The organism is Cohnella sp. 56 (genome assembly GCF_037963805.1).
Classification (GTDB): domain Bacteria; phylum Bacillota; class Bacilli; order Paenibacillales; family Paenibacillaceae; genus Cohnella.
This window is the reverse complement of the sequence record NZ_JAZDQE010000004.1, coordinates 242,232-262,364: the sequence shown is the minus strand read 5'-3', so window position 1 is coordinate 262,364 and position 20,133 is coordinate 242,232. Positions and strand designations below refer to the sequence as shown.

Below are 20,133 nucleotides of genomic sequence, written 5' to 3'. Positions count from 1 at the left end.
CCCGGCACACCGCCGCTATCGCTGCGCCGCAGCCGGTTCGTGGGCGCAATAGCGGCCAAAAAGTCCGCTATGTCTGCACCGAGGCGGCCCGCGAGGCACAATAGCGGCCCAAAAGTCCGCTATGTCTGCACCGAGGCGGCTCGCGGGGGGCAATAGCGGCCAAAAAGTCCGCTATCGCTGCGCCGAGGCGGCTCGCGGGGCACAATAGCGGCCAAAAAGTCCGCTATCGCTGCGCCGAGGCGGCCCGCGGGGCGCAATAGCGGCCAAAAAGTTCGCTATGGCTGCGCCGAGGCGGCCCGCGAGGCACAATAGCGGCCCAAAAGTCCGCTATGGCTGCGCCGAGGCGGCCCGCGAGGCACAATAGCGGCCAAAAAGTCCGCTATCGCTGCGCCGAGGCGGCTCGCGGGGCACAATAGCGGCCAAAAAGTCCGCTATGTCTGCACCGAGGCGGCCCGCGGGGCGCAATAGCGGCCAAAAAGTCCGCTATATCCGCGCCGCTAGCTCCTCACACCCAAGCCTGCCGCCGCCGCTCATCACTTCTCGAGCAGCCGCACCGCCGCCGCTCGCCCCCAACATACGGTCAGCGGAACAGGCCCAGCCGGCCGATCCGCTCCGCCACCTCGCGCAGGCGCGCCTCGGGCGCGAGCAGCCCGAGCCGCACATAACCTTCGCCGTGCGCGCCGAAGCCGATGCCCGGCGCGACGACGATATCCGCCTCCTCCAGCAGCAGGTTCGCGAAGGAGGCGGAGTCATGCCCTGCCGGCACGGGCAGCCAGCAGAAAAACGAACCCGCCGGCTTCGCCGCCTGCCAGCCGTTCGCGGCCAAGGCGTCGTACAGCGCGTCGCGCCGCCGCTCGTATACGCCGACCAGATCCGCCACCGCCTGCTGCGGTCCTGTCAGAGCGAGCGCGGCCGCCTCCTGGATGCCGCCGAACAGGCTGCAATAATAGTGGTCCTGGATCAGATTGAGCAGCTCGATGATCCGGCTGTTGCCGAGCGCGAAGCCGACGCGCCAGCCTGCCATGTTATAGGTTTTGGACAGCGTATAAAATTCGATGCCCACTTCCTTGGCCCCCGGCGTCTCGAGGAAGCTCACCGGACGGCGTCCGTCGAACCCGATCGCGCCGTAGGCGAAGTCGCTCGCCACGACGATGCCGTTTTTCTCGGCGAACCGCACCGTATCGGCATAAAACTCGGGCGTCGCGACCGCGGACGTCGGATTGTTCGGATAGTTGAGGAACATCAGCTTGGCCCGCGCCAGATCCTCGGCGGGAATCCCCTCGTAGTCCGGGAGAAATCCGTTGCCGGCGAGCAGCGGCATCTGGCTCATCCGCGCGCCAGCGAGCGCTACGCCGGACCAGTAATCCGGATAGCCGGGGTCGGGCACGAGGCAGACGTCGCCGGGGTTGAGCAAGCATTGGCTGATCTCCACGAGCCCGGTCTTGCCGCCGAACAGTATCGCGACCTCGGTCGCGGGATCGAGGTCGACGCCGTAGTCTTCCTTATAGCGCTTCGCCACCGCTTCCTTCAGGAACGGGAATCCGCGGAAGGGAGGATATTTGTGATACAGCGGGTTGCCGGCCGCTTCCTTGAGCTTGTCGACGATATGTGCGGGCGTAGGCAGATCGGGATTGCCCTGTCCGAGGTTGATGACATCGCGTCCGGTCGCCGCGCGGGCGTTCGCCCGGCCGACGAGCGCGGCGAAGAACTGCTCCGGCAGCCCGGTCATGCGGTCTGCGGGTTGAATGCGGATAGACATGTGACAGCTTCACGCTCCGTTGCTTATCAGTAGGTAATAGGTAGAATATACATTCTAGGACGACAATAGCACAAGGAATCGAGTAGTACAATCGGAAAAGGGGGAGTTGAGGGGGCGTAGTGGTGACGCTCAGGAGCGATACCCGAGAGATGCCGTCAACGTCACTCACACGGCGTCCCTCTTCTTGTCGGTGCTGGCCGAATCGGTTACGATGAAGCTGCATGCGAGCTGGCACACAGCCGGCACTCTCTGGAAGCAAGGAGTTATCGGATATGACGAACAAGCTGAAGCTGGCACTGATTCAGATGGACATTCATGCCGGACATCCGGACGACAACTACGCCCGCTTGGCGGAGCTGCTTGAACGCGCGGTGAGCGAAGGGGACAAGCCCGATGCGATCGTCGTCCCGGAGATGTGGAATACCGGCTATGCGCTGGACGAGATTCGCTCGATCGCCGATGCCGAGGGCGTCCGGACGAAGGCGTTTATATCGGATTTTAGCAAAAAGTACGGCGTCAACGTCATCGCGGGCTCGATTGCCGAGAGCCGGGCCGCGCTCGGCGGGGCGGTCGTCAACACGATGTACGGCTTCGACCGTGCAGGCCGTCAGATTGCGGAGTATGCCAAGATCCATCTGTTCAAGCTGATGGACGAGCATCTGCATCTCGAGGCCGGCGAGAATCATGGCCGCTTCGAGCTCGAAGGCGTGCCGGCCGGCGCGATGATCTGCTACGACATCCGTTTCCCGGAGCTGGCGAGGAAGCTCGCGCTCGAAGGCGCGAAAATATTGTTCGTGCCGGCCGAATGGCCGCACCCGCGGCTGCATCATTGGCGGACGCTGCTGCAGGCGCGCGCGATCGAGAACCAGATGTACGTCATCGCCTGCAACCGCAGCGGCGAGAGCGGGACGACGCGCTTCTTCGGCCATTCGATGATCGTCGATCCTTGGGGCGAGGTCGTCTCCGAAGCGGGCGAGGACGAGATGATTCTGCGGGCGGAGATCGACTTGGCGTTGACGGACGAAGTCCGGGACCGCATCCCCGTATTCGACGACCGCAGACCTTCGTTGTACTAATCCGTTCTGGGCTTCCGTTCTGCGGTTCAGCTCAGGGCGTCCGCTCAGGACTGCTGCTGCAGTCTGCTCATCGTCTCCCTGAATGTAGAGATGAACGCCTCAGCCGCGTTGGACAGGTAGCGTCCTTTGCGGTAAGCGATGACGAGCGTGCGCGTCGGCCTTCCTTTGAGCGGGATGTACACCGGCTGCAGGCCGTCGTTGTCCCGGCGGGTGATCATCTCGGGCACGAAGGCGATGCCCATGCCGGCCGCGACGAGCGATTGCACCGTCTCGATGTTGGCGCTCTCCACGCCGACGCGCGGCGCGAAGCCCGCCTCCCGGCACAGGCTGATCGCGATCGCGCGGAAGCCCTGTCCCTTTTTCAGCATGACGAACGATTCCTGCGCGAGCGACGCGACATCGACGGCGGCAGCGCCGCCGCTGCGCGAGCGGGCCGCGGCCAGCGGATGGCCCGGCGGGACGGCGAGCCGGATCTCTTCCTCGAGGATCGGCTCGTAGGCGAGCGAAGGCTCGATCAGGGGCAGGGACAGCAGGCTGACGTCGGTGCCGCCGCTCGCGGTGAGCTGCTCGAGCATCGCGGACGGCTCCTCGACAAGCGCGATCTCGATGTCCGGGTAGGCGGCGCGGTACGCGGGCAGCACGTACGGCAGTATGTGCGATCCGGTCATCGGCAGGCTGCCGATGACGATGCGCCCTTTGCGCAGGTCGGCCATATCCGCCATCTCGCGGCGCAGCTGTTCGGTCATATCGACGATCTGCTGCGCCTTCTCTACGAATACCGTGCCCGCATGCGTCGGCTCCACGCTGTTGGTCGTGCGCTTGAAGAGCAGGACGCCGAGCTCCTTTTCAAGCTTGGACAGCTGCTGGCTGAGCGAGGGCTGCGCGATATGGAGCTTCTCCGCGGCGCGGGAGAAGTTGCGTTCGGCGGCGATCTGGATGACGTACTGGAGCAATCGGAATTCCATGGGCGGCTCTCCTTATATGGCTGAACTATCAACTTTATAGATATTATATCTTGGAACAATGATAGAACCAATGCTATTATAGAATTATTCTAGACAAGGACAACGACACGGGGTGACTGTAAAATGAGCAAGCAAACGATGTTCGAGAAAATTTGGAATAATCACGTCATTCATTCGGAAGCGGGCAAGCCGAGCATTTTGTATATCGACCTGCACCTGGTCCACGAGGTCACGTCGCCGCAAGCGTTCGAGGGCCTGCGCATGACCGGCCGCAAGGTACGCCGTCCCGACCTGACGTTCGCGACGATGGACCACAACGTCCCGACCAAGGATCGCTTCAACATCTCCGACCCGATCTCCAAGCAGCAGATCGACACGCTGACCACGAATGCCGCCGAGTTCGGCGTCAAGCTGTATGACCTGAACACGATCGACCAGGGCGTCGTCCACGTCATGGGGCCTGAACTGGGCCTGACGCATCCGGGCAAGACGATCGTGTGCGGCGACAGCCACACTTCGACGCACGGCGCATTCGGCGCGCTGGCGTTCGGCATCGGCACGAGCGAAGTCGAGCATGTGCTCGCGACGCAGTGTCTGCAGCAGTCCAAGGCCAAGACGATGAAGGTCAACTTCATCGGCAAGCGTCCGGCCGGCATCACTGCCAAGGACCTCATCCTCGGCCTGATCGCCAAGTACGGCACCGACTTCGCGACCGGCTACGTCATCGAGTACACGGGCGAAGCGATCACGGGCCTGACGATGGAAGAGCGCATGACCGTCTGCAACATGTCCATCGAGGGCGGCGCCCGCGCCGGCCTGATCGCGCCGGACGAGACGACCTTTAACTACTTGCGCGGCCGCGAATACGCGCCGCAGGGCGAAGACTTCGACCGCGCCGTCGAGCAGTGGAAGGCGCTGACGACGGACGAAGGCGCCGTATACGACACCGAGGTCGATCTTGACGTCGCTACGCTCGTGCCGCAAGTTACCTGGGGCACCAGCCCCGGCATGGGCACCGGCATCACGTCGATCGTGCCGTATCCGGAGCAGCTGCCGACCGAGAACGAACGCAAGGCCGCCGAGAAGGCGCTCGAATATATGGATCTCGCGCCGGGCACCCCGATGACCGAGATTCCGATCGACTACGTGTTCATCGGCTCCTGCACGAACGGACGGATCGAGGATCTGCGCGCGGCGGCTTCCGTCGCCAAAGGCCACAGCGTGAGCCCGAACGTCACCGCGATCGTCGTCCCTGGCTCCGGCCGCGTCAAGATCCAGGCGGAGAAGGAAGGTCTGGACCAGATCTTCACGGCTGCCGGATTCGAATGGCGCGAAGCGGGCTGCTCGATGTGCCTCGCGATGAACCCCGACGTGCTCCAGCCGGGACAGCGCTGCGCGTCCACGTCCAACCGCAACTTCGAGGGCCGTCAGGGCCGCGGTGGACGCACGCATCTCGTATCGCCGGAGATGGCTGCGGCGGCGGCGATCAAGGGCAAGTTCACCGATGTCCGCAACTGGGAATTCAAGTCCGAAGTGACGGCTTAAGAGGGGAGACATACGCATATGCAACCATTTATCAAATCTACGGGTCTCGTCGCGCCGGTCGACCGCGTCAATGTCGACACCGACGCCATCATCCCCAAGCAATTCCTGAAGCGCATCGAGCGCAGCGGGTTCGGCCAGTTCCTGTTCTTCGAATGGAGATTCGACGAGCAGGGGGCCGTCATTCCCGAGTTCAACCTGAACAAGCCGCGCTACCAGGGCGCTTCGGTCCTGCTGTCCCGCGCCAACTTCGGCTGCGGCTCCTCGCGCGAGCATGCGCCGTGGGCGATTCTCGATTACGGCTTCAACGTCGTCATTGCGCCTTCGTTCGCGGATATTTTTTACAACAACTGCTTCAAGAACGGCATTCTGCCGATCAAGCTGAGCGAGGAGCAGGTCGACGATCTGTTCAAGCGCACCGAAGCGACAGAAGGCTACAAGCTGACCGTCGATCTGGAGAACAAGGTCATCTCGGACGACCAGGGCCTCAGCATCCCGTTCGAGCTCGACGAGCACCGTCGCCAGTTCCTGCTGCAGGGGCTTGACGATATCGGCCTGACGTTGCAGCATGCCGACGAGATCTCAGCATACGAAGCGAAGAACGAAAAGAGACTCGCGAACGTATTTTAATCCTTCATTCGATTTACAAAATGGGTCTTCTTTCCCGGGTCGACACTTTTCGGGAGAGAGGGCCTTTTTTTCCTCTAAATCTCGCAACTTTTGACATCGCCCGGCGTCTAATTGTAGGTGGACAAGCCAAAAAGCGCCCCTTCCGATACGAAGGTCCGCAAGTAGGACTTTTTTAGCGGAAGCGCCGCTTTTGGAGCGGCCCAATCATAGACACCGAGGTGAAGCATGAGGTACTGGATTTCCCTGCTGTTTGTCGTATCGATGCTGTTCGCAGCCGCCGGATTCGCTTCCGCCGCTGCCGTCACGCCCCAACTCATACTGGACGGCGTGGTACTGACATCGAAGGAGCCGCCTGCGCTGATCGACGGCCGCGTCATGCTGCCGATCCGCACCGTCACGGAGAACCTGGGCTACACCGTCAAGTTCGACAATGCGACCAAGACGGTGACGGTCACGAGCGGGGAATCTGTCGTCGTCATGACCGTCGGCAGCAAGAAGGCGACCGTGAACGGCGTCGCGGCCGAGATCGAGGCGGCCCCGATCATCAAGCAGACGACGCCCAAGACCGCCACGACGCTGGTGCCGCTTATTTTCGTCAAGCAGAACTTCGGCGCGGATATCGTGTGGGACAACAAGACGAAGTCGGCCTTTATCTATACGTCCAACGCCGGCTCCGGCGGTGCTGACGGGGGAGATGCCGGCGGCACGCCGACCGGCGATCCGTCGGGCGGCGATTCCGGGAGCAAGGGGAATGCGGGCGGCGGTCTGATCGGCGTCGTGGACGACGATCCCGCCTCCGGCGGCGGCACCGGTTCGACCGGCGGCCAGAACGGCACGGGCAATGTCGGCGAAGGCACGACGGGTACCGATCCTTACGCGAGCCTGGCTCTGATTCACGGCATTCGTTACGAGAATGAAGCCGTCATCCTCAGCTACGAAGGCTCGATCGCGCCCGTCGTCACGACGCTGACGGGTCCGGACCGGATCGTGGTGGATGTGCCCAAGTCGGACTTCGCCGCCGACTTCGGCCAGAACCTCGTCGTCAGCGGCGCGACGGCCAAGAGCGGCAACTATCCGATCGCGGGCAGCGCCGTGATGACGCAGATCCGCTACTCGCTGTTCAGCACGAATCCGAACGCGCTCCGCTTCGTCATCGATCTCGGCCGCGCATCCGGCTACCAATTGTCGAACGACGCATCGGCAGGCGAATTCAAGATCGCGCTCAGCGATCAGGTCGCGCCGCCCGCGCCTCAGGACAAGGTATATACGGTCGTGCTGGACGCCGGACACGGCGGCTCGGACTCCGGGGCCATCGGCGTGAGCGGCAAGTACGAGAAAAACTTCAATCTCGCCGTCATCCTCAAGCTGCAGGCGCTGCTCGCAGGGGATCCGCGGCTCAACATCGTCATGACGCGTTCGGGAGATACGTTCCCGTCGCTCAGCGACCGCTACAACCTGGCGAACAGCTTGCAGGCGGACTTGTTCCTGTCCGTCCATGCCAACAGCAACACGAAGAATACGGCGAACGGCACCGAGGTGTATTACACCAGGGCCGAGAGCCTGGCGTTCGCCAACATCGTGAAGCAGTACGCGACGCCGGCCACCGGGCTCGCGGACCGGGGCGTCATCCAGAAGAGCCTTGCCGTCACGCGAGAGACCAAGATGCCGGCCGTGCTGTTCGAAGCCGGCTATCTGTCCAATGCGGCCGAGGAGAGCAAGCTGTTCACCGAAGACTTCCAGAATCGTACGGCTGCCGGCCTCGCAGCCGCAGTCAAAGCTTATCTTAACTTAGCGTGACGGCCGGCGGGAACGCCCGGCCGCATGAACGGGGAGACATGACGATGTCGTTGAAGTCACGGAGATTCATGGCAACTATACTGATGCTGGCGCTCTGCTGGACAAGCGCGGCTGCGTTCGCGCCCGCCGCCTCCGCGGCCTCCAAGACGCCGTTCACGGACGTGGCGGCCGGACACTGGGCTGAAAAGCATATCGCCAAGCTGGCGCTGCAAGGTCTGATCGCGGGCAAGGGAGCGAGCCAGTTCGGACCGAACGACAAGCTCAAGCGGCAGGACGCAGTCATCATCGCGATCCGCTTTCTCGGTCTCGAGCAGCAGGCGCTCGACTCCGGCGTCGCCGCTTTTCCGAGCACCTTCAGCGTTAGCGCTTATGCGAACCTGTACGTGAGCTACGCCATGAAGCAAGGACTGCTGGACCGGAGCGAGGAGTTCGCGCTGGCGGAAGCCGAGCCCAAGGCCAAGTGGGGGGAAGCCGACGCTACCCGCGAATGGATGGCCAGGCTGCTCGTCCGCACGATCGGCGCTGTGTCCCAGTCGGGCGCGACTTCGTTCGCCGACAATGCCGCCATCGACCCCAAGCTCGTCGGCTATGTCAAGGCGGCGGTAGACCAGGAGCTCGTCAAGGGCGTGGACGGCAACAAGTTCGCACCCAAGACCGTCGTCACGCGCGCGACGGCCGCCACGCTGTTCAGCCGCGCAGAAGCCAAGAAGCAGGTCGCATATCCCAACCAGACGACCGGAATGCTGCTCGGCGTCGGCGCTGACAGCGTAACCCTGCTGCAGGCGAACGGAACCTTGTCCACATACAACGTATCGGCATCGACGCTGTATTCGCGCCTTGACGCCGAAGCGCTGTCCGGTCAAGACGCGCTCAAGCTGTACGGCACGGCGAGCGTCATCGCCGCCGCGGACGGCACGGCCGCTTATGTGGAGCAGGTCAGCGACACGCCGCAGGTCAAGTCCGTCCAGGGCAAGCTGGTCGTCGTCAATGCGGCGAAGTCCACGATCACGCTGCTGAGCGGCGCGGACGTGCTGCCGTATTCGTACGACGCCGCACGCCTGCCGATCGTCACCGACGCCGAGAACAACGCGGTGAACCTGACCGATCTGCCGGAGAATGCCGAACTCACGCTCGTGATCGACGCATATACGCAGTCCGGCAAGGTCCTCGCCGTCAAGACGAGTCAATCGGCCGTCGCCAAGACGGGGACCGGCACGGTCCTCTCCGTCGATACGGCGAACCGCAAGCTGCAAATCAAGGACAACGCGACTTCGGTCGCCGAGACGCGCGCCGTCGATTCGAACGCCGTGCTGCGGACCGCGAGCGGCGTCCCGGCGGCGATCGCCGACATCAAGGTCGGCGACACCGTCTCCTACGAGATCAAGAACGGCGTGTACACTGCCGTGAACGTGACCAAGAGCGCTTCGCTCTCGAGCGTGACGGGCACGCTGTTCAAGATCGATACGGCGGCCCAGACGATTCAATACAAAGTATCCGGCTCGACCGACATCATCGGCAAAGAATATGTCGCAGGCGTCACCGTGAAGATCTCGGGGCTTGCCGACGCGACCCTCGCCGATCTGTATCCGGGCGACGCAGTCGCGCTGACGCTCAATCCGGAAGGCAAGGTGACCGCAGTCGAAGCGTCCGGGCGGAGCGTGCAGGTTCAGAACGGCATGATCGTCTCCTCGTACGACAGCGACGCGAAGGTGCTGATCCTGAGGGATGCCGCGGGCAACGTCAAGACATTCACGCTCGGCGCAGGTGTCCGCTACGATCTGAACGGTACGACGCTGACGGCCGAAGCGGGCATGAGCAGGCTGTACAAGGGCCGCAAGATCGACATCGGCTTCTCCGGCAGCAACATCGTCGCGATCTCCTATGTCGCCCAGTACAAGGGTACGGTATCGGACAACAACACGACGACGAAGACGATCAAGCTGCTGCTCGACAACAATACGACGGTGTCCGTGCCTTATACGAACCCTTCGGTAGAGATCTTCGGTGTCACGAATCGTTCCTATGCCGACGTGAAGGCGGGCGACAGAATCGTCGCGCTGCTCGACGACGGACAGACTTATGCAATCTCGCTGCAGGTCGTGAAGACCGTCCAATTCGAGACGATCGCAGTCGATACGGCGGCTTCCAAGCTGAGGGCCAGGTCTTCCGACGGCACGATTACCGAATGGACGGTCGGCAAGAGCTTCGTCCTCCAGGATGCGAGCGGCAATGCGACGACGCTCGGCGGCTTCGCAGTCGGCACGCTGATGAACATCACGCTTGAGGGCCAGACGCCGACGCTCGCCAAGATCGTACCGTACGTGTACGGCCGTGTCGTTGCCGTCGATACCGCGGCCGGCACGATCGATATCAAATCCGGCTCCGGCGCCGCCGTCAAGCAGACGGTCGGACTGACGCCGACGATCATCCGCAACGGCGCGACGTCGAACAGCTTGTCCGCCATCCAGGCGGACGATCGCGTCGAGCTGCGCAAGGACGAGAGCGACCGCATCATTTTGACCGTCGTGACGCCCATCAGCAAGACGTACTGGCGCGTGGACAAGACGACAAGCACGCTCTACTACGAGAAGGAATCGCTCAGCGACAACAACAACTATGTCTCGCTGTCGCCGCAGGCGTATATCCATCAAGGCGATACGACGCTGACGACCGACAGCCTGAACAAGAGCGATCCGATCAAAGTGTACGTGCTCCGCGGCAAAGCGGTCGAGGTTGCCAAATCATAAATCGCGCTCGGCACAGGAGAGGCTCCGCTTAACGGCGGGCCTCTTTTTTTTTGCCGTCATCTGCCGCTGCCGTCACGCGCTGTTTCTTGTCGAATTGCCAATCTTCCGATACACTGAAGAGTAATGCTTTTAACGGAAACAAGGCATGGGGGATGGAAGCAAGCGATGAACAAGACAAAAATGCGATATATTCTCGACGAAATCGCCAAGATGTTCCCGGACGCGCATTGCGAGCTGAATCACCGCAACCCGTTCGAGCTGACGATCGCGGTGCTATTGTCCGCGCAGTGCACCGACGAGACGGTCAACAAGGTCACGGCGACGCTGTTCGAGAAATATACTAAGCCCGAGGATTATTTGAAAGTGCCGCTTGAGGAGCTCGAGAACGATATCCGGCGGATCGGACTGTTCCGCAACAAAGCGGCCAACATTCAGAAGCTATGCAGGCTGCTGATCGACAAATACGGCGGCGAGATCCCTCAGAGCCACGAAGGGCTGACAGAGCTGCCGGGCGTCGGCCGCAAGACGGCCAACGTCGTCATGTCCAATGCCTTCGGGGTGCCCGCCATCGCGGTCGATACCCATGTCGAGCGCGTGTCCAAGCGGCTGGCGATCGCCAAGGCGGAGGATTCCGTGCTCGAGGTCGAAAAGAAATTGATGAAGCTCGTCCCGCAGGACGAGTGGACGCTGACGCATCACCGGCTCATCTTCTTCGGGCGCTATCACTGCAAGGCGCAAAATCCGAAATGCGACATCTGTCCGCTGCTGGATATTTGTCCTGAGGGCAAGCGCAGGCTGAAGCCGGCGGGCGCGCGGAAGCGGGGAGGAGCCGTATCATGACGACAAGTAAATTGGAAATGCCGACGATAAACGATGCGGCGTCTCGGGTCACGGCGTATGCGGACGCGCTGCGCCGCATGTCGGCCGCGGCGGCTGCGGCCGGTGATTCCGTGAACGGCGGCAAATTCGCGGACCTCGCGGGCAAGCTGGGGCTCGATATCGCCACGCTTGCGTTCTGCGGACATTTCTCCGCGGGCAAGTCGACGCTCGTCAACGCGCTGTGCGGCGCGCAGCTGCTGCCGTCGTCGCCGATCCCGACGAGCGCCAACGTCGTGACGATCGTCAACGGCGAGCCGTCGGTCAAGGTCGAGTTCGTCGCCAAAGACGGCACGGTCACGGAGATTCCCGATGTGTCCGTCGACCGCCTCGGCGACCTCGCCATAGACGGCGAAGGCGTATCCTCGATCGAGGTCAGCTATCCGATCCCGCTGCTCGGCGGCGAACTCGCGCTCGTCGACACGCCCGGGGTCGACTCGACGGACGGCGCGCACCGCGCCGCGACGGAGTCGGCGCTGCATCTGGCCGACGTCGTCTTCTACGTGACCGACTACAACCATGTGCTGTCGGATGTGAACTTCCGGTTTCTGCGGACGCTCCATCAGTGGGGCAAGCCGACCTATCTGATCGTTAATCAGATCGACAAGCACCGGGAGAGCGAGGTTCGCTTCGCGGACTTCCGGCAGGGACTGACGGATGCGCTGGAGGCATGGCGGATCGGCCTCGCGGGCCTGCTGTTCCTGTCGATGCGCGTACCGGAGCATCCGCTGTCGCAGATGACGGAGCTGCAACGCGTCATCGAGCAGCTGAAGGGCGCCAAGGAGCGGCTGCTGCTGCACAGCGCGGACCGGTCGGCGCTGCATCTGGCCGGCCAGTTCAAGGAAGGCATCGTGCAGCGGCAGGCGGAGCGGCGCGAGTCGCTGCTGGAGGAGGCAGGCGGCGAGAACGGCCTGGCGGAGCTGGCGGCGGCGCGTGCCGGACTCGATGCCGCGCTCGAGGAGGTGCGGTCCGCGGGCGAACGGCGGCTGGACGCGCTGAAGCGCGAGCTGGACCAGCTGCTCGCCAATGCGGGCCTGACCCCGGCGGAGACGCGGGAAAAGGCGCGGGCGGTGCTGGAGAGCCGGCAGGCCGGCTTCAAGGTCGGCTGGCTAGGCAGCGGCGCCAAAACCGAGGCGGAGCGCGAGCGCAGGCTGGGTGAGCTCGCGCAGGACTTCGCCGCGCAGGCGGAGGCGAACGTGCATGTGCACGTGCGGGCGATGCTGCGCCGTGAGGCGCGCGAGGCCGGGCTCGGCGACGCCGCATGGGAAGCGGAGCTGGAGCGGGCATTGCCCGCGCCGGACGGCGAGTGGATCGCATCGCTCGTCAAGCCCGGCGCCGGAGCGGGCGGCGATGCGACGCTTCATTATGCATCCGAGCTGGGCGCCGAATGGAAGAGCCGGGTGCGCCGTACGGCGCTCTCGATGTTCGAGGCGCTCTCGGCGCAGCGGCAGCCCGAGCGCGATGCGGCTGCGGCCGGCATCGCCGCGCAGCTGGAGCAGCTGGGCGGCAGGCAGGCCGCGGCCGACAGGCTGCGCGCGCTGGACGCCGAAGCGGAGGAGGCGGAGCGCGGGCTCGTGTCGATGCTGCCGCAGAGCGGGGGCGCGGCGGTCGCGGACTTGAAGCTGCCGGCTCCGCAGCCGGTGCTGCCTGAGGCGGCTGGGGCTTCCGGCGCGGCTGCGGATACGCCGGCTGTCGCCCCGGCTCTGGCCGCAGGTCTGAGCGCCCTGGCAGCCAACGCCGGGACCGCTGCCGCAGGCGATGCGGCCGAAGCGGAGCAGGGCGAGAGCGCCTCGTACGGCGCTTCGGCCGCGGCCGCCGGACTGCTCGAGCGAGGTGCGGCGCTGCTGGCGCCGTTCCCCGAGCTGGCGACGCAGCGTGAGGCGCTGTCCGCGAAGGCCGCGCAGCTGCGGGACAGCCGGTTCACGATCGCGCTTTTCGGCGCGTTCAGCGCGGGCAAGTCCTCGTTCGCCAATGCGCTCGTCGGCCAGCCCGCGCTGCCGGTGTCGCCCAATCCGACGACGGCGACGATCAACCGCATCGTCGCGCCCGCGGCTGACGCGCCGCACGGCACCGCCCGCATTCATATGAAGGAAGCGGACGACATGCGGAGCGATCTCGCGCATTCGCTCGCGCGGCTCGGCGTCTCGGAACGCAATATCGCGTCGGCCGCCAGCCCCGCGGAGCTGTTCGCGCTGGCCGCCCGCATGTCGCCCGACGATATCCATCCGCGCGGCAGGCCGCATCTTGCATTTCTGCGCGCCGCCGCGCGCGGCTGGGAGCGCTACGGGCCATTGCTCGGCACTTCGTTCCTGGCCGAAGGCACGGATTACCGCCGCTATGTGGCGGACGAGGAGGCATCCTGCTTCGTCGCTTCGGCGGACCTGCATGTCGACGCGCCGCTCACGCGCAGCGGAGCGGTGCTGGTCGACACGCCCGGGGCGGACTCGATCAATGCGCGCCATACGGGCGTCGCCTTCGAGTACATCAAAAACGCCGATGCCGTCCTGTTCGTGACGTATTATAACCACGCCTTCACCGAGGCCGACCGGAGCTTCCTGCATCAGCTCGGCAGCGTGAAGGACGCGTTTGAGCTCGACAAAATGTTTTTCGTGCTCAATGCGGCCGACCTCGCCGCCTCTCCGGAGGAGCTGGCGGGCGTGGCCGCCCATGTGGAGACGCAACTGCTGAAGCACGGCATTCGCCAGCCGCGCATCTATCCGGTGTCCAGCCTGCTCGGTCTCGAGGCCAAGCTGGCCGGTGACACGGCGGCGCGCCGGGCTTCGGGCCTCGCGGACTTCGAGACCGCGTTCCGGCGGTTCGCGGACGAGGAGCTCGGCAGCCTCGCGCTGGCGTCCGCCCGCAAGCAGCTCGCCCGGACCGGCGGGCGCATCGAGCGCCTGCTCGGCTCGGCCAGCGAGGACGCGGCCGGCCGGCAGTCGTCCGCGGAGGCGAAGCTTGCCGCCGCGGACCGGCTGCGGGAGGAATGGACGTCGCGGCTGCCGGACGCTGCGGTCCAGCCGCTCGTCGAGGAGCTCGGCGAGCAGCTTTATCATCTGCGGCGCAGGGTGCAGTACCGCTTCGGCGAACACTTCATGTCCGCGTTCCATCCGTCGGTGCTCCAGGACGACGGGCGCGACCTGCGCAAGCTGATCGTCTCCTGCTGGCTGGACCTGAAGCGCAGCGTAGGCGAGGATCTGCAGCAGGAGCTGCGCTCCGCAGGCCTTCGCATGGAGACGGCGCTCGGACGGATCATCGGCCGGCAGATCGAAGAGGGGATCGCGCGGGTCGGACTCGGCGGCTTCGAGACCGAGCCGCCGTCGGCGCCGGCGCTCGGCCTCCAGGATTCGGAGCCGTTCGCCTCCGGCCCGGACCGCGACGGACGTCAGCTGTGGCAGGCGTTCCGCAGCCCCAAGCACTTCTTCGAGCGCGAGGGCAGCCGCGCGCTCAAGGACGAGGCGGAGGCCGCGCTGTTCCAGGCGGCCGACGCCTGGCTGGCCGGCATCCGCGCAGCGTGGGCGGAGCGGCTCGTGTCGGCCTATCGAAGCGAGCTGCGCGCGGTCGCGGACCGGCTCGCCGCGGAGCTCGCCGCCTATGCCGAGGGCATCCGGCTGGCGCTGGCGAAGCCCGGCGCAGAGCAGGCGCTTCGCAGGCTGCAGGACGAATGGCAGGCGCTAGAATCCGATTTTTAGACGTTTTTCCGCCTGTTCCATATTGTCGCATATCGGGCCCTCTCGCATCGTTAGCGAATGCGAGGGGGTTCTTTTCTTTCATTTGCTGCCGTTTCCCGGCAATTTCTGCTGAATATATCGATGTAAGGGCTTAAACAGGATGATTTAAGAGATATCGGACTCTTTCCCATGCTTAATCGCTCTCCTCCGCACTCAGGCTTTCTCCTTGCGGCATACGGCGTTTGAACACATGTGACAATCCTGTTACACTTCCGTGGTGATGCTCACAGGGGAGGACTGTCGCTTGGATATTTTCAGAGGCCTCAAGCAATTTTTCTGGCCGGACAAAGGTTTTTTGACGGGTTCGGTGCTCGGACTCGCCGTCGCAACGGCCATCGGTCTCGTCTATCCGCTGCTGCTGCGGACGCTCATCGACGACATGATTACGCCGCGGGAATTCGACGGAATCATGGGACTCGCACTGCTGGCGGTAGCGCTGATCGTCGTCAAGGCAGGATTCCAGTATGTGCACGGATTTTGCGGAGGACGACTCGGCAACAGGCTCGCGTACCGCATGCGCAATGCGAGCTACGACAAGCTCCAGAAGCTATCTTTTTCTTTTTACGATCAGGCCCGTACGGGCGATCTCATGTCGCGCCTGACGGCCGACATCGAGGGCATCCGCAACTTCGTCGGCTTCGGCTTCGCGCAGCTGCTCAACACGATGTTCCTGGTGCTGTTCGGCTACGGCATGATGTTTTATGTCGATTGGCCGATGGCGCTGATGATGCTCGGGATCATCCCGATCATCGGTTACACGGCGATCCGCTTCGAACTGCAGATTCACCCGATCTTCCGGACGATCCGCATCGCGATCAGCAAGCTGACGACCAGCGTCCAGGAGAATATCATGGGTGTGCGGACCGTCAAGTCCTACGACAGCGCCAGTTACGAATACGGCAAGTTCGACGAGGGCAACACCCAATACAAGGAAAACAATTTATCGATTGCCGGCGTGTGGGCGACTTACTTTCCGATCATCGAATTCGTCGCCAGCTTCAGCGTCGCCCTGCTGCTGCTCGTAGGCGGCTGGCGTGTCATCGCCGGCCACATGCAGCTGGGAGACCTCGTCGCATTGAACGCCATGCTCGGGATGATCGTCGCGCCGCTGTGGACGCTCGGCTTCCAGATCAACAACTATACGATGTCCAAAGCCGCAGGCGAGCGGCTGCTGGAGCTGCTGAACCGTCATGTCGACGTGCAGGCGCCGGCGCACCCGATCCTGCCCAAGGCGGAGCGCGCTGGCGTCATCCGCTATCATGATGTGACCTTCCGCTATCCGAACCACGAGCATCAGCCATCCGCCCTGGTCAACTTCGATCTGACGGCGGCACCGGGCTCGGTCATCGGCCTGCTCGGCGGGACCGGTTCCGGCAAGTCGACGGTCGTCCAGCTGCTGCTGCGCGCATACGACGTGACGAGCGGCGCGATCACGCTGGACGGCGCGGACATCCGCCAGCTCGACCTGAGCGAGCTGAGACGCCGGACGGCGATCGTGTTCCAGGAATCGTTCCTGTTCTCGACGACGATCCGGGAAAATATCAGCTACGGACGCGCGGACGCCACGCAGGAGGAGATCGAGCAGGCCGCGAAGCTCGCGGATGCGCACGGCTTCATTATGGAGCTGCCCGGCGGCTACGACACGATCGTCGGGGAGCGCGGCATGGGCCTCTCCGGCGGACAAAAGCAGCGGATCGCGCTGGCCCGCGCCTTTCTGATCCGGCCCGAAGTGCTGGTCCTCGACGATTCGACGAGTGCGCTGGACATGGAGACGGAGCATCGCATCCAGCTCGCGCTGCGGCAGGTGATGAAGGGCAGAACCGTATTCATCATCGCCCACCGCATCTCCTCGCTCCGGCATGCCGACGAGATCATCGTGCTGGACAAGGGACATGCGGTGCAGCGCGGCAGGCATGAGGAGCTGGTGCGGCTGCCCGGCTTGTACCGGGAGACGTACCGCACGCAGTTCGCGGACCGGCCGGACGAACTCGGCGAAGAATCGGCAAGCGGCAGGAAGGTGAGCGGATGAGCAGACAGTTTCAATACCAGGACGACGTCCTGATCGAGAAATCGTTCAACTGGAAGCAGATGGCCCGTCTGTTCGACTATCTGAAGCCTTACAAAGGCGCGGTGACGCGCGTCGTGTTCGTCATGATGGTATTCGGCATGCTGACGCGGCTCGCGGTTCCGTATCTGATGAGCCTCGCGATCGACAAGGTCATCGATCCGGACCGCGGCAACGGCAGCATGGGCTACTTGACGATCGTCTTCTGCGTCATGCTCGCGATGTACGGACTTCGCTGGTGGGCGCAGAATTATACGATCCGGCATACGAACGACATCGGGCAAAAGGTGATTTACGATTTGCGGTCCGCGCTGTTCAAGCATGTGCAGACGCTGTCGTTCCGCTTTTTTGACAAGCGGCCCGCGGGCTCGGTGCTCGTGCGCATCACCAACGACGTCAATGCGCTGCAGGATCTGCTGTCCAACGGCGTCGTCAACTCCGTCATCGACATCGCCCAGCTCGCGGGCATCGTCGTCATCCTGCTCGTGCTGCAGCCGAAGCTGGCGCTGGCGGTCATGATCACCGTGCCGCTGCTCATCTTCGTCTCCTCCTCGCTGCGCAAGCGCACGCGGATGGCCTGGCAGACGGTGCGGATCAAGCAGTCGCGCATCAACTCGCATCTGAACGAGGCGATCCAGGGCATGCGCGTGACGCAGGCGTTCTCGCAAGAGAAGGAGAATATGCGCTTCTTCGACAACCTGAACGGCAGCAGCGTCCGCTCCTGGAACTTCGCGTCCGCGCTCAACCAGCTGTTCGGTCCCGTCATCGAGGTCACGTCGGCGGTCGGCACGCTGATCCTCCTCCTGTACGGTACGCATCTGATCCAGCAGGAAGAATTGACGGTCGGCGTACTCGTCGCGTTCATCACCTATGTCGGCAACTTCTGGGAGCCGATCAATCGGCTCGGACAGATGTACTCCCAGCTGCTGATCTCGATGTCCTCGGCGGAGCGCATCTTCGAGTATATGGACGAGAAGCCGATCGTCGCCGAACAGGAGGACGCCCGCCCGCTGCCGGACATCAAGGGACGCGTACAGTTCGATCACGTCGTCTTCGGCTACGATCCGGACCGCCTGGCGCTGAAGAATGTCAGCTTTGACATCAAGCCCGGCATGACGGTCGCGCTCGTCGGACATACGGGCTCGGGCAAGAGCACGATCGTGAATCTGCTCTGCCGATTCTATGACGTCAATTCGGGTGCCGTGCGCATCGACGGCATGGACATCCGCGAAGCGACGCTGGACAGTCTGCGCCGACAGATCGGCATCGTCATGCAGGACACGTTCATCTTCTCCGGCTCGATCCGGGACAACATCCGCTACGGCCGGCCTGAGGCGAGCGATGCGGAGGTGGAGGCGGCCGCCCGGTCCGTGCGCGCGCACGACTTCATCGTGAAGTTGCCGGACGGCTACGATACGCAGGTGCAGGAGCGCGGCTCCGCGCTGTCGATGGGGCAGCGCCAGCTGCTGTCGTTCGCGCGGGCGCTGCTCGCCGATCCGCGTATTCTGATCATGGACGAAGCGACGGCCAGCATCGACACCGAGACCGAGGTGCGCATCCAGGAGGCGCTCGGCACGCTGCTCGAGCATCGCACCTCGTTTATCGTCGCCCACCGGCTGTCGACGATCCGCCATGCGGATCTCATCCTCGTGCTCGACCATGGCGTCATCGTGGATCAAGGCAATCACGAGGAGCTCATGCGCAGGCCGGGGCATTATCGCAACTTGATCGAAGCACAGTACCGGTTTTTGTCGGCTTGACGCTTCGCGGCTCGGCTCCCGCCCAGGATTGGACGGGAGCTTTTTTGCGCGTCGGATGTGGCAGTCATTGGCGGCGAGTGGCCGGCGGGCATTCGGCATGGTGCACCCAAAATGGCGCACCTGCGGTCAAGAAATAATGGCGCACCTGCGGTCAAGAAATGCGAGCTGCGGCAGTAAGAATGGCGCTCATCCCTGATGGATTTGATATTGACGCCGCGATTCGGTATGTTGAAGGAAATGGAAGCGTCGCGAACATCGCGGTTCGCGCACGGAGAGGAGGGGATGACATGCTGAGAAGACGAAGCTGGCTCTGGCCGGCGCTGGGTACGGTGTCTCTGCTGTGCACGGCGCTGCTGCTCTACGGCTTCGGCTGGGCGCTGAAGGACACATGGGCGCCTTCGGCCGGGCTGGCGCTGCCGACGCCGACGCCGGCTGCGTCGCAGGCGGGCGGCGCTTGGGCGGACAAGCCCGAGATTCGGGCGGTCGCGCTCGGTGACTCGCTCACGCGCGGCATCGGCGACGCGACGGGCAAGGGCTATGTGAGCGCGAGCCTGGCACAGCTCGCGAAGTCGCTGGGCAAGCCGGTGAAGCTGAGCGGCAATCTGGCCGTCAGCGGCCTCGAAGCCGCCGGGCTCTCCAAGCAGCTGGACGGCAAGGCGATGCGCGATGCGGTGGCCGAGGCGGACCTCGTCCTGCTCACGATCGGGGGCAACGATTTGTTTCGTTCCTCGCAGCAGGAGGGCGGATCGATCGCGGAGGGGGGCGGCGTGGACCCCGAGCTGGCGAACAAGCGGCTGCCGGCGACACAGGAGCGTCTTCAGGCCGTCTTCGCCAAGCTTCGCGAACTGAATCCGTCCGCTCGAATCGCTTATATCGCGCTATACAACCCGTTCTACGAGCTCGAGCAGCTGAGAGAGCCGATCGCCGCTATCCTCGAATCGTGGAACGGCTACGCCGAGAAGCTCGCCGCAGCCGACGGCGGCATCGTTGTCGTTCCGACGGCCGATTTGTTCCGATCGCAGTCGGCGCTTTACTTGTCATCGGACCACTTCCATCCGAACGAAGCGGGATATGCCCGCATCGCGATTCGTGTAGCGCAGGCGCTGAACTAGACAGCAGGGAGGGATGAGACCATGCAGACGGAAGCGGACACTTCGTCCACAAGCGGCATCAATTCGAACCCGCCCT

At 63.7% G+C, this 20,133-nt stretch carries 12 protein-coding genes; 10 read left to right on the top strand and 2 right to left on the bottom strand.

Annotation, left to right across the window (positions count from 1 at the left end; translation table 11 throughout):
• Positions 1 to 580 precede the first annotated feature (580 nt).
• Complete coding sequence (locus VQ071_RS09425; protein WP_340513712.1) at positions 581 to 1,759, bottom strand: pyridoxal phosphate-dependent aminotransferase; 1,179 nt, start codon at positions 1,757 to 1,759, stop codon at positions 581 to 583.
• Positions 1,760 to 2,031: 272 nt separating this feature from the next.
• On the opposite strand from VQ071_RS09425, the gene VQ071_RS09420 reads away from it, so the two are divergent.
• Positions 2,032 to 2,835: a carbon-nitrogen family hydrolase gene (locus tag VQ071_RS09420; RefSeq protein WP_340513710.1), complete on the top strand. Its 804-nt coding sequence runs from the start codon at positions 2,032 to 2,034 to the stop codon at positions 2,833 to 2,835.
• Between the two features lie 44 nt (positions 2,836 to 2,879).
• Here VQ071_RS09420 and VQ071_RS09415 read toward each other — a convergent pair whose 3' ends face one another.
• Entirely contained in the window at positions 2,880 to 3,800 is a 921-nt protein-coding gene (locus VQ071_RS09415) for a LysR family transcriptional regulator (protein WP_340513708.1), read from the bottom strand.
• 123 nt (positions 3,801 to 3,923) lie between these two features.
• On the opposite strand from VQ071_RS09415, the gene leuC reads away from it, so the two are divergent.
• From leuC to VQ071_RS09370, 9 genes are all read left to right on the top strand, one after another.
• Positions 3,924 to 5,345 carry a 3-isopropylmalate dehydratase large subunit gene (leuC, locus tag VQ071_RS09410; protein WP_340513707.1) on the top strand — a complete coding sequence of 474 codons (1,422 nt, stop codon included), beginning with the start codon at positions 3,924 to 3,926 and terminating at the stop codon, positions 5,343 to 5,345.
• Positions 5,346 to 5,363: 18 nt separating this feature from the next.
• A complete protein-coding gene (gene leuD / locus VQ071_RS09405; RefSeq protein WP_340513706.1) occupies positions 5,364 to 5,972 on the top strand; it encodes a 3-isopropylmalate dehydratase small subunit in 609 nt (202 codons plus the stop codon).
• A 225-nt stretch (positions 5,973 to 6,197) separates the two neighbouring features.
• Entirely contained in the window at positions 6,198 to 7,769 is a 1,572-nt protein-coding gene (locus VQ071_RS09400) for an N-acetylmuramoyl-L-alanine amidase (RefSeq protein WP_340513705.1), read from the top strand.
• Between the two features lie 44 nt (positions 7,770 to 7,813).
• A complete protein-coding gene (locus VQ071_RS09395; protein ID WP_340513704.1) occupies positions 7,814 to 10,516 on the top strand; it encodes an S-layer homology domain-containing protein in 2,703 nt (900 codons plus the stop codon).
• 165 nt (positions 10,517 to 10,681) lie between these two features.
• Positions 10,682 to 11,356, top strand: a complete 675-nt coding sequence (gene nth / locus VQ071_RS09390; protein ID WP_340513703.1) for an endonuclease III — start codon at positions 10,682 to 10,684, stop codon at positions 11,354 to 11,356.
• The gene (locus tag VQ071_RS09385) at positions 11,353 to 15,081 is read left to right on the top strand and encodes a dynamin family protein (protein WP_340513702.1); all 3,729 of its coding nucleotides are present in this window, start codon (positions 11,353 to 11,355) and stop codon (positions 15,079 to 15,081) included. The genes nth and VQ071_RS09385 overlap by 4 nt, the downstream gene beginning before the upstream one ends.
• A gap of 283 nt (positions 15,082 to 15,364) precedes the next feature.
• On the top strand, positions 15,365 to 17,149 hold the full coding sequence (locus VQ071_RS09380) for an ABC transporter ATP-binding protein (protein WP_340513701.1): 1,785 nt from the start codon (positions 15,365 to 15,367) through the stop codon (positions 17,147 to 17,149).
• Entirely contained in the window at positions 17,146 to 18,945 is a 1,800-nt protein-coding gene (locus VQ071_RS09375; protein ID WP_340513700.1) for an ABC transporter ATP-binding protein, read from the top strand. The genes VQ071_RS09380 and VQ071_RS09375 overlap by 4 nt, the downstream gene beginning before the upstream one ends.
• Positions 18,946 to 19,232: 287 nt before the next feature.
• Complete coding sequence (locus VQ071_RS09370) at positions 19,233 to 20,057, top strand: GDSL-type esterase/lipase family protein (RefSeq protein ID WP_340513699.1); 825 nt, start codon at positions 19,233 to 19,235, stop codon at positions 20,055 to 20,057.
• The last annotated feature ends 76 nt before the right edge of the window (positions 20,058 to 20,133 follow it).

Coding starts and splice junctions, on each gene's coding strand:
- VQ071_RS09425 (WP_340513712.1), bottom strand. CDS start 1,759: ATGTCTATCCGCATTCAACCCGCAGACCGCATGACCGGGCTGCCGGAG.
- VQ071_RS09420 (WP_340513710.1), top strand. CDS start 2,032: ATGACGAACAAGCTGAAGCTGGCACTGATTCAGATGGACATTCATGCC.
- leuD (WP_340513706.1), top strand. CDS start 5,364: ATGCAACCATTTATCAAATCTACGGGTCTCGTCGCGCCGGTCGACCGC.
- VQ071_RS09370 (WP_340513699.1), top strand. CDS start 19,233: ATGCTGAGAAGACGAAGCTGGCTCTGGCCGGCGCTGGGTACGGTGTCT.
- nth (WP_340513703.1), top strand. CDS start 10,682: ATGAACAAGACAAAAATGCGATATATTCTCGACGAAATCGCCAAGATG.
- VQ071_RS09375 (WP_340513700.1), top strand. CDS start 17,146: ATGAGCAGACAGTTTCAATACCAGGACGACGTCCTGATCGAGAAATCG.
- VQ071_RS09415 (WP_340513708.1), bottom strand. CDS start 3,800: ATGGAATTCCGATTGCTCCAGTACGTCATCCAGATCGCCGCCGAACGC.
- VQ071_RS09395 (WP_340513704.1), top strand. CDS start 7,814: ATGTCGTTGAAGTCACGGAGATTCATGGCAACTATACTGATGCTGGCG.
- VQ071_RS09385 (WP_340513702.1), top strand. CDS start 11,353: ATGACGACAAGTAAATTGGAAATGCCGACGATAAACGATGCGGCGTCT.
- leuC (WP_340513707.1), top strand. CDS start 3,924: ATGAGCAAGCAAACGATGTTCGAGAAAATTTGGAATAATCACGTCATT.
- VQ071_RS09400 (WP_340513705.1), top strand. CDS start 6,198: ATGAGGTACTGGATTTCCCTGCTGTTTGTCGTATCGATGCTGTTCGCA.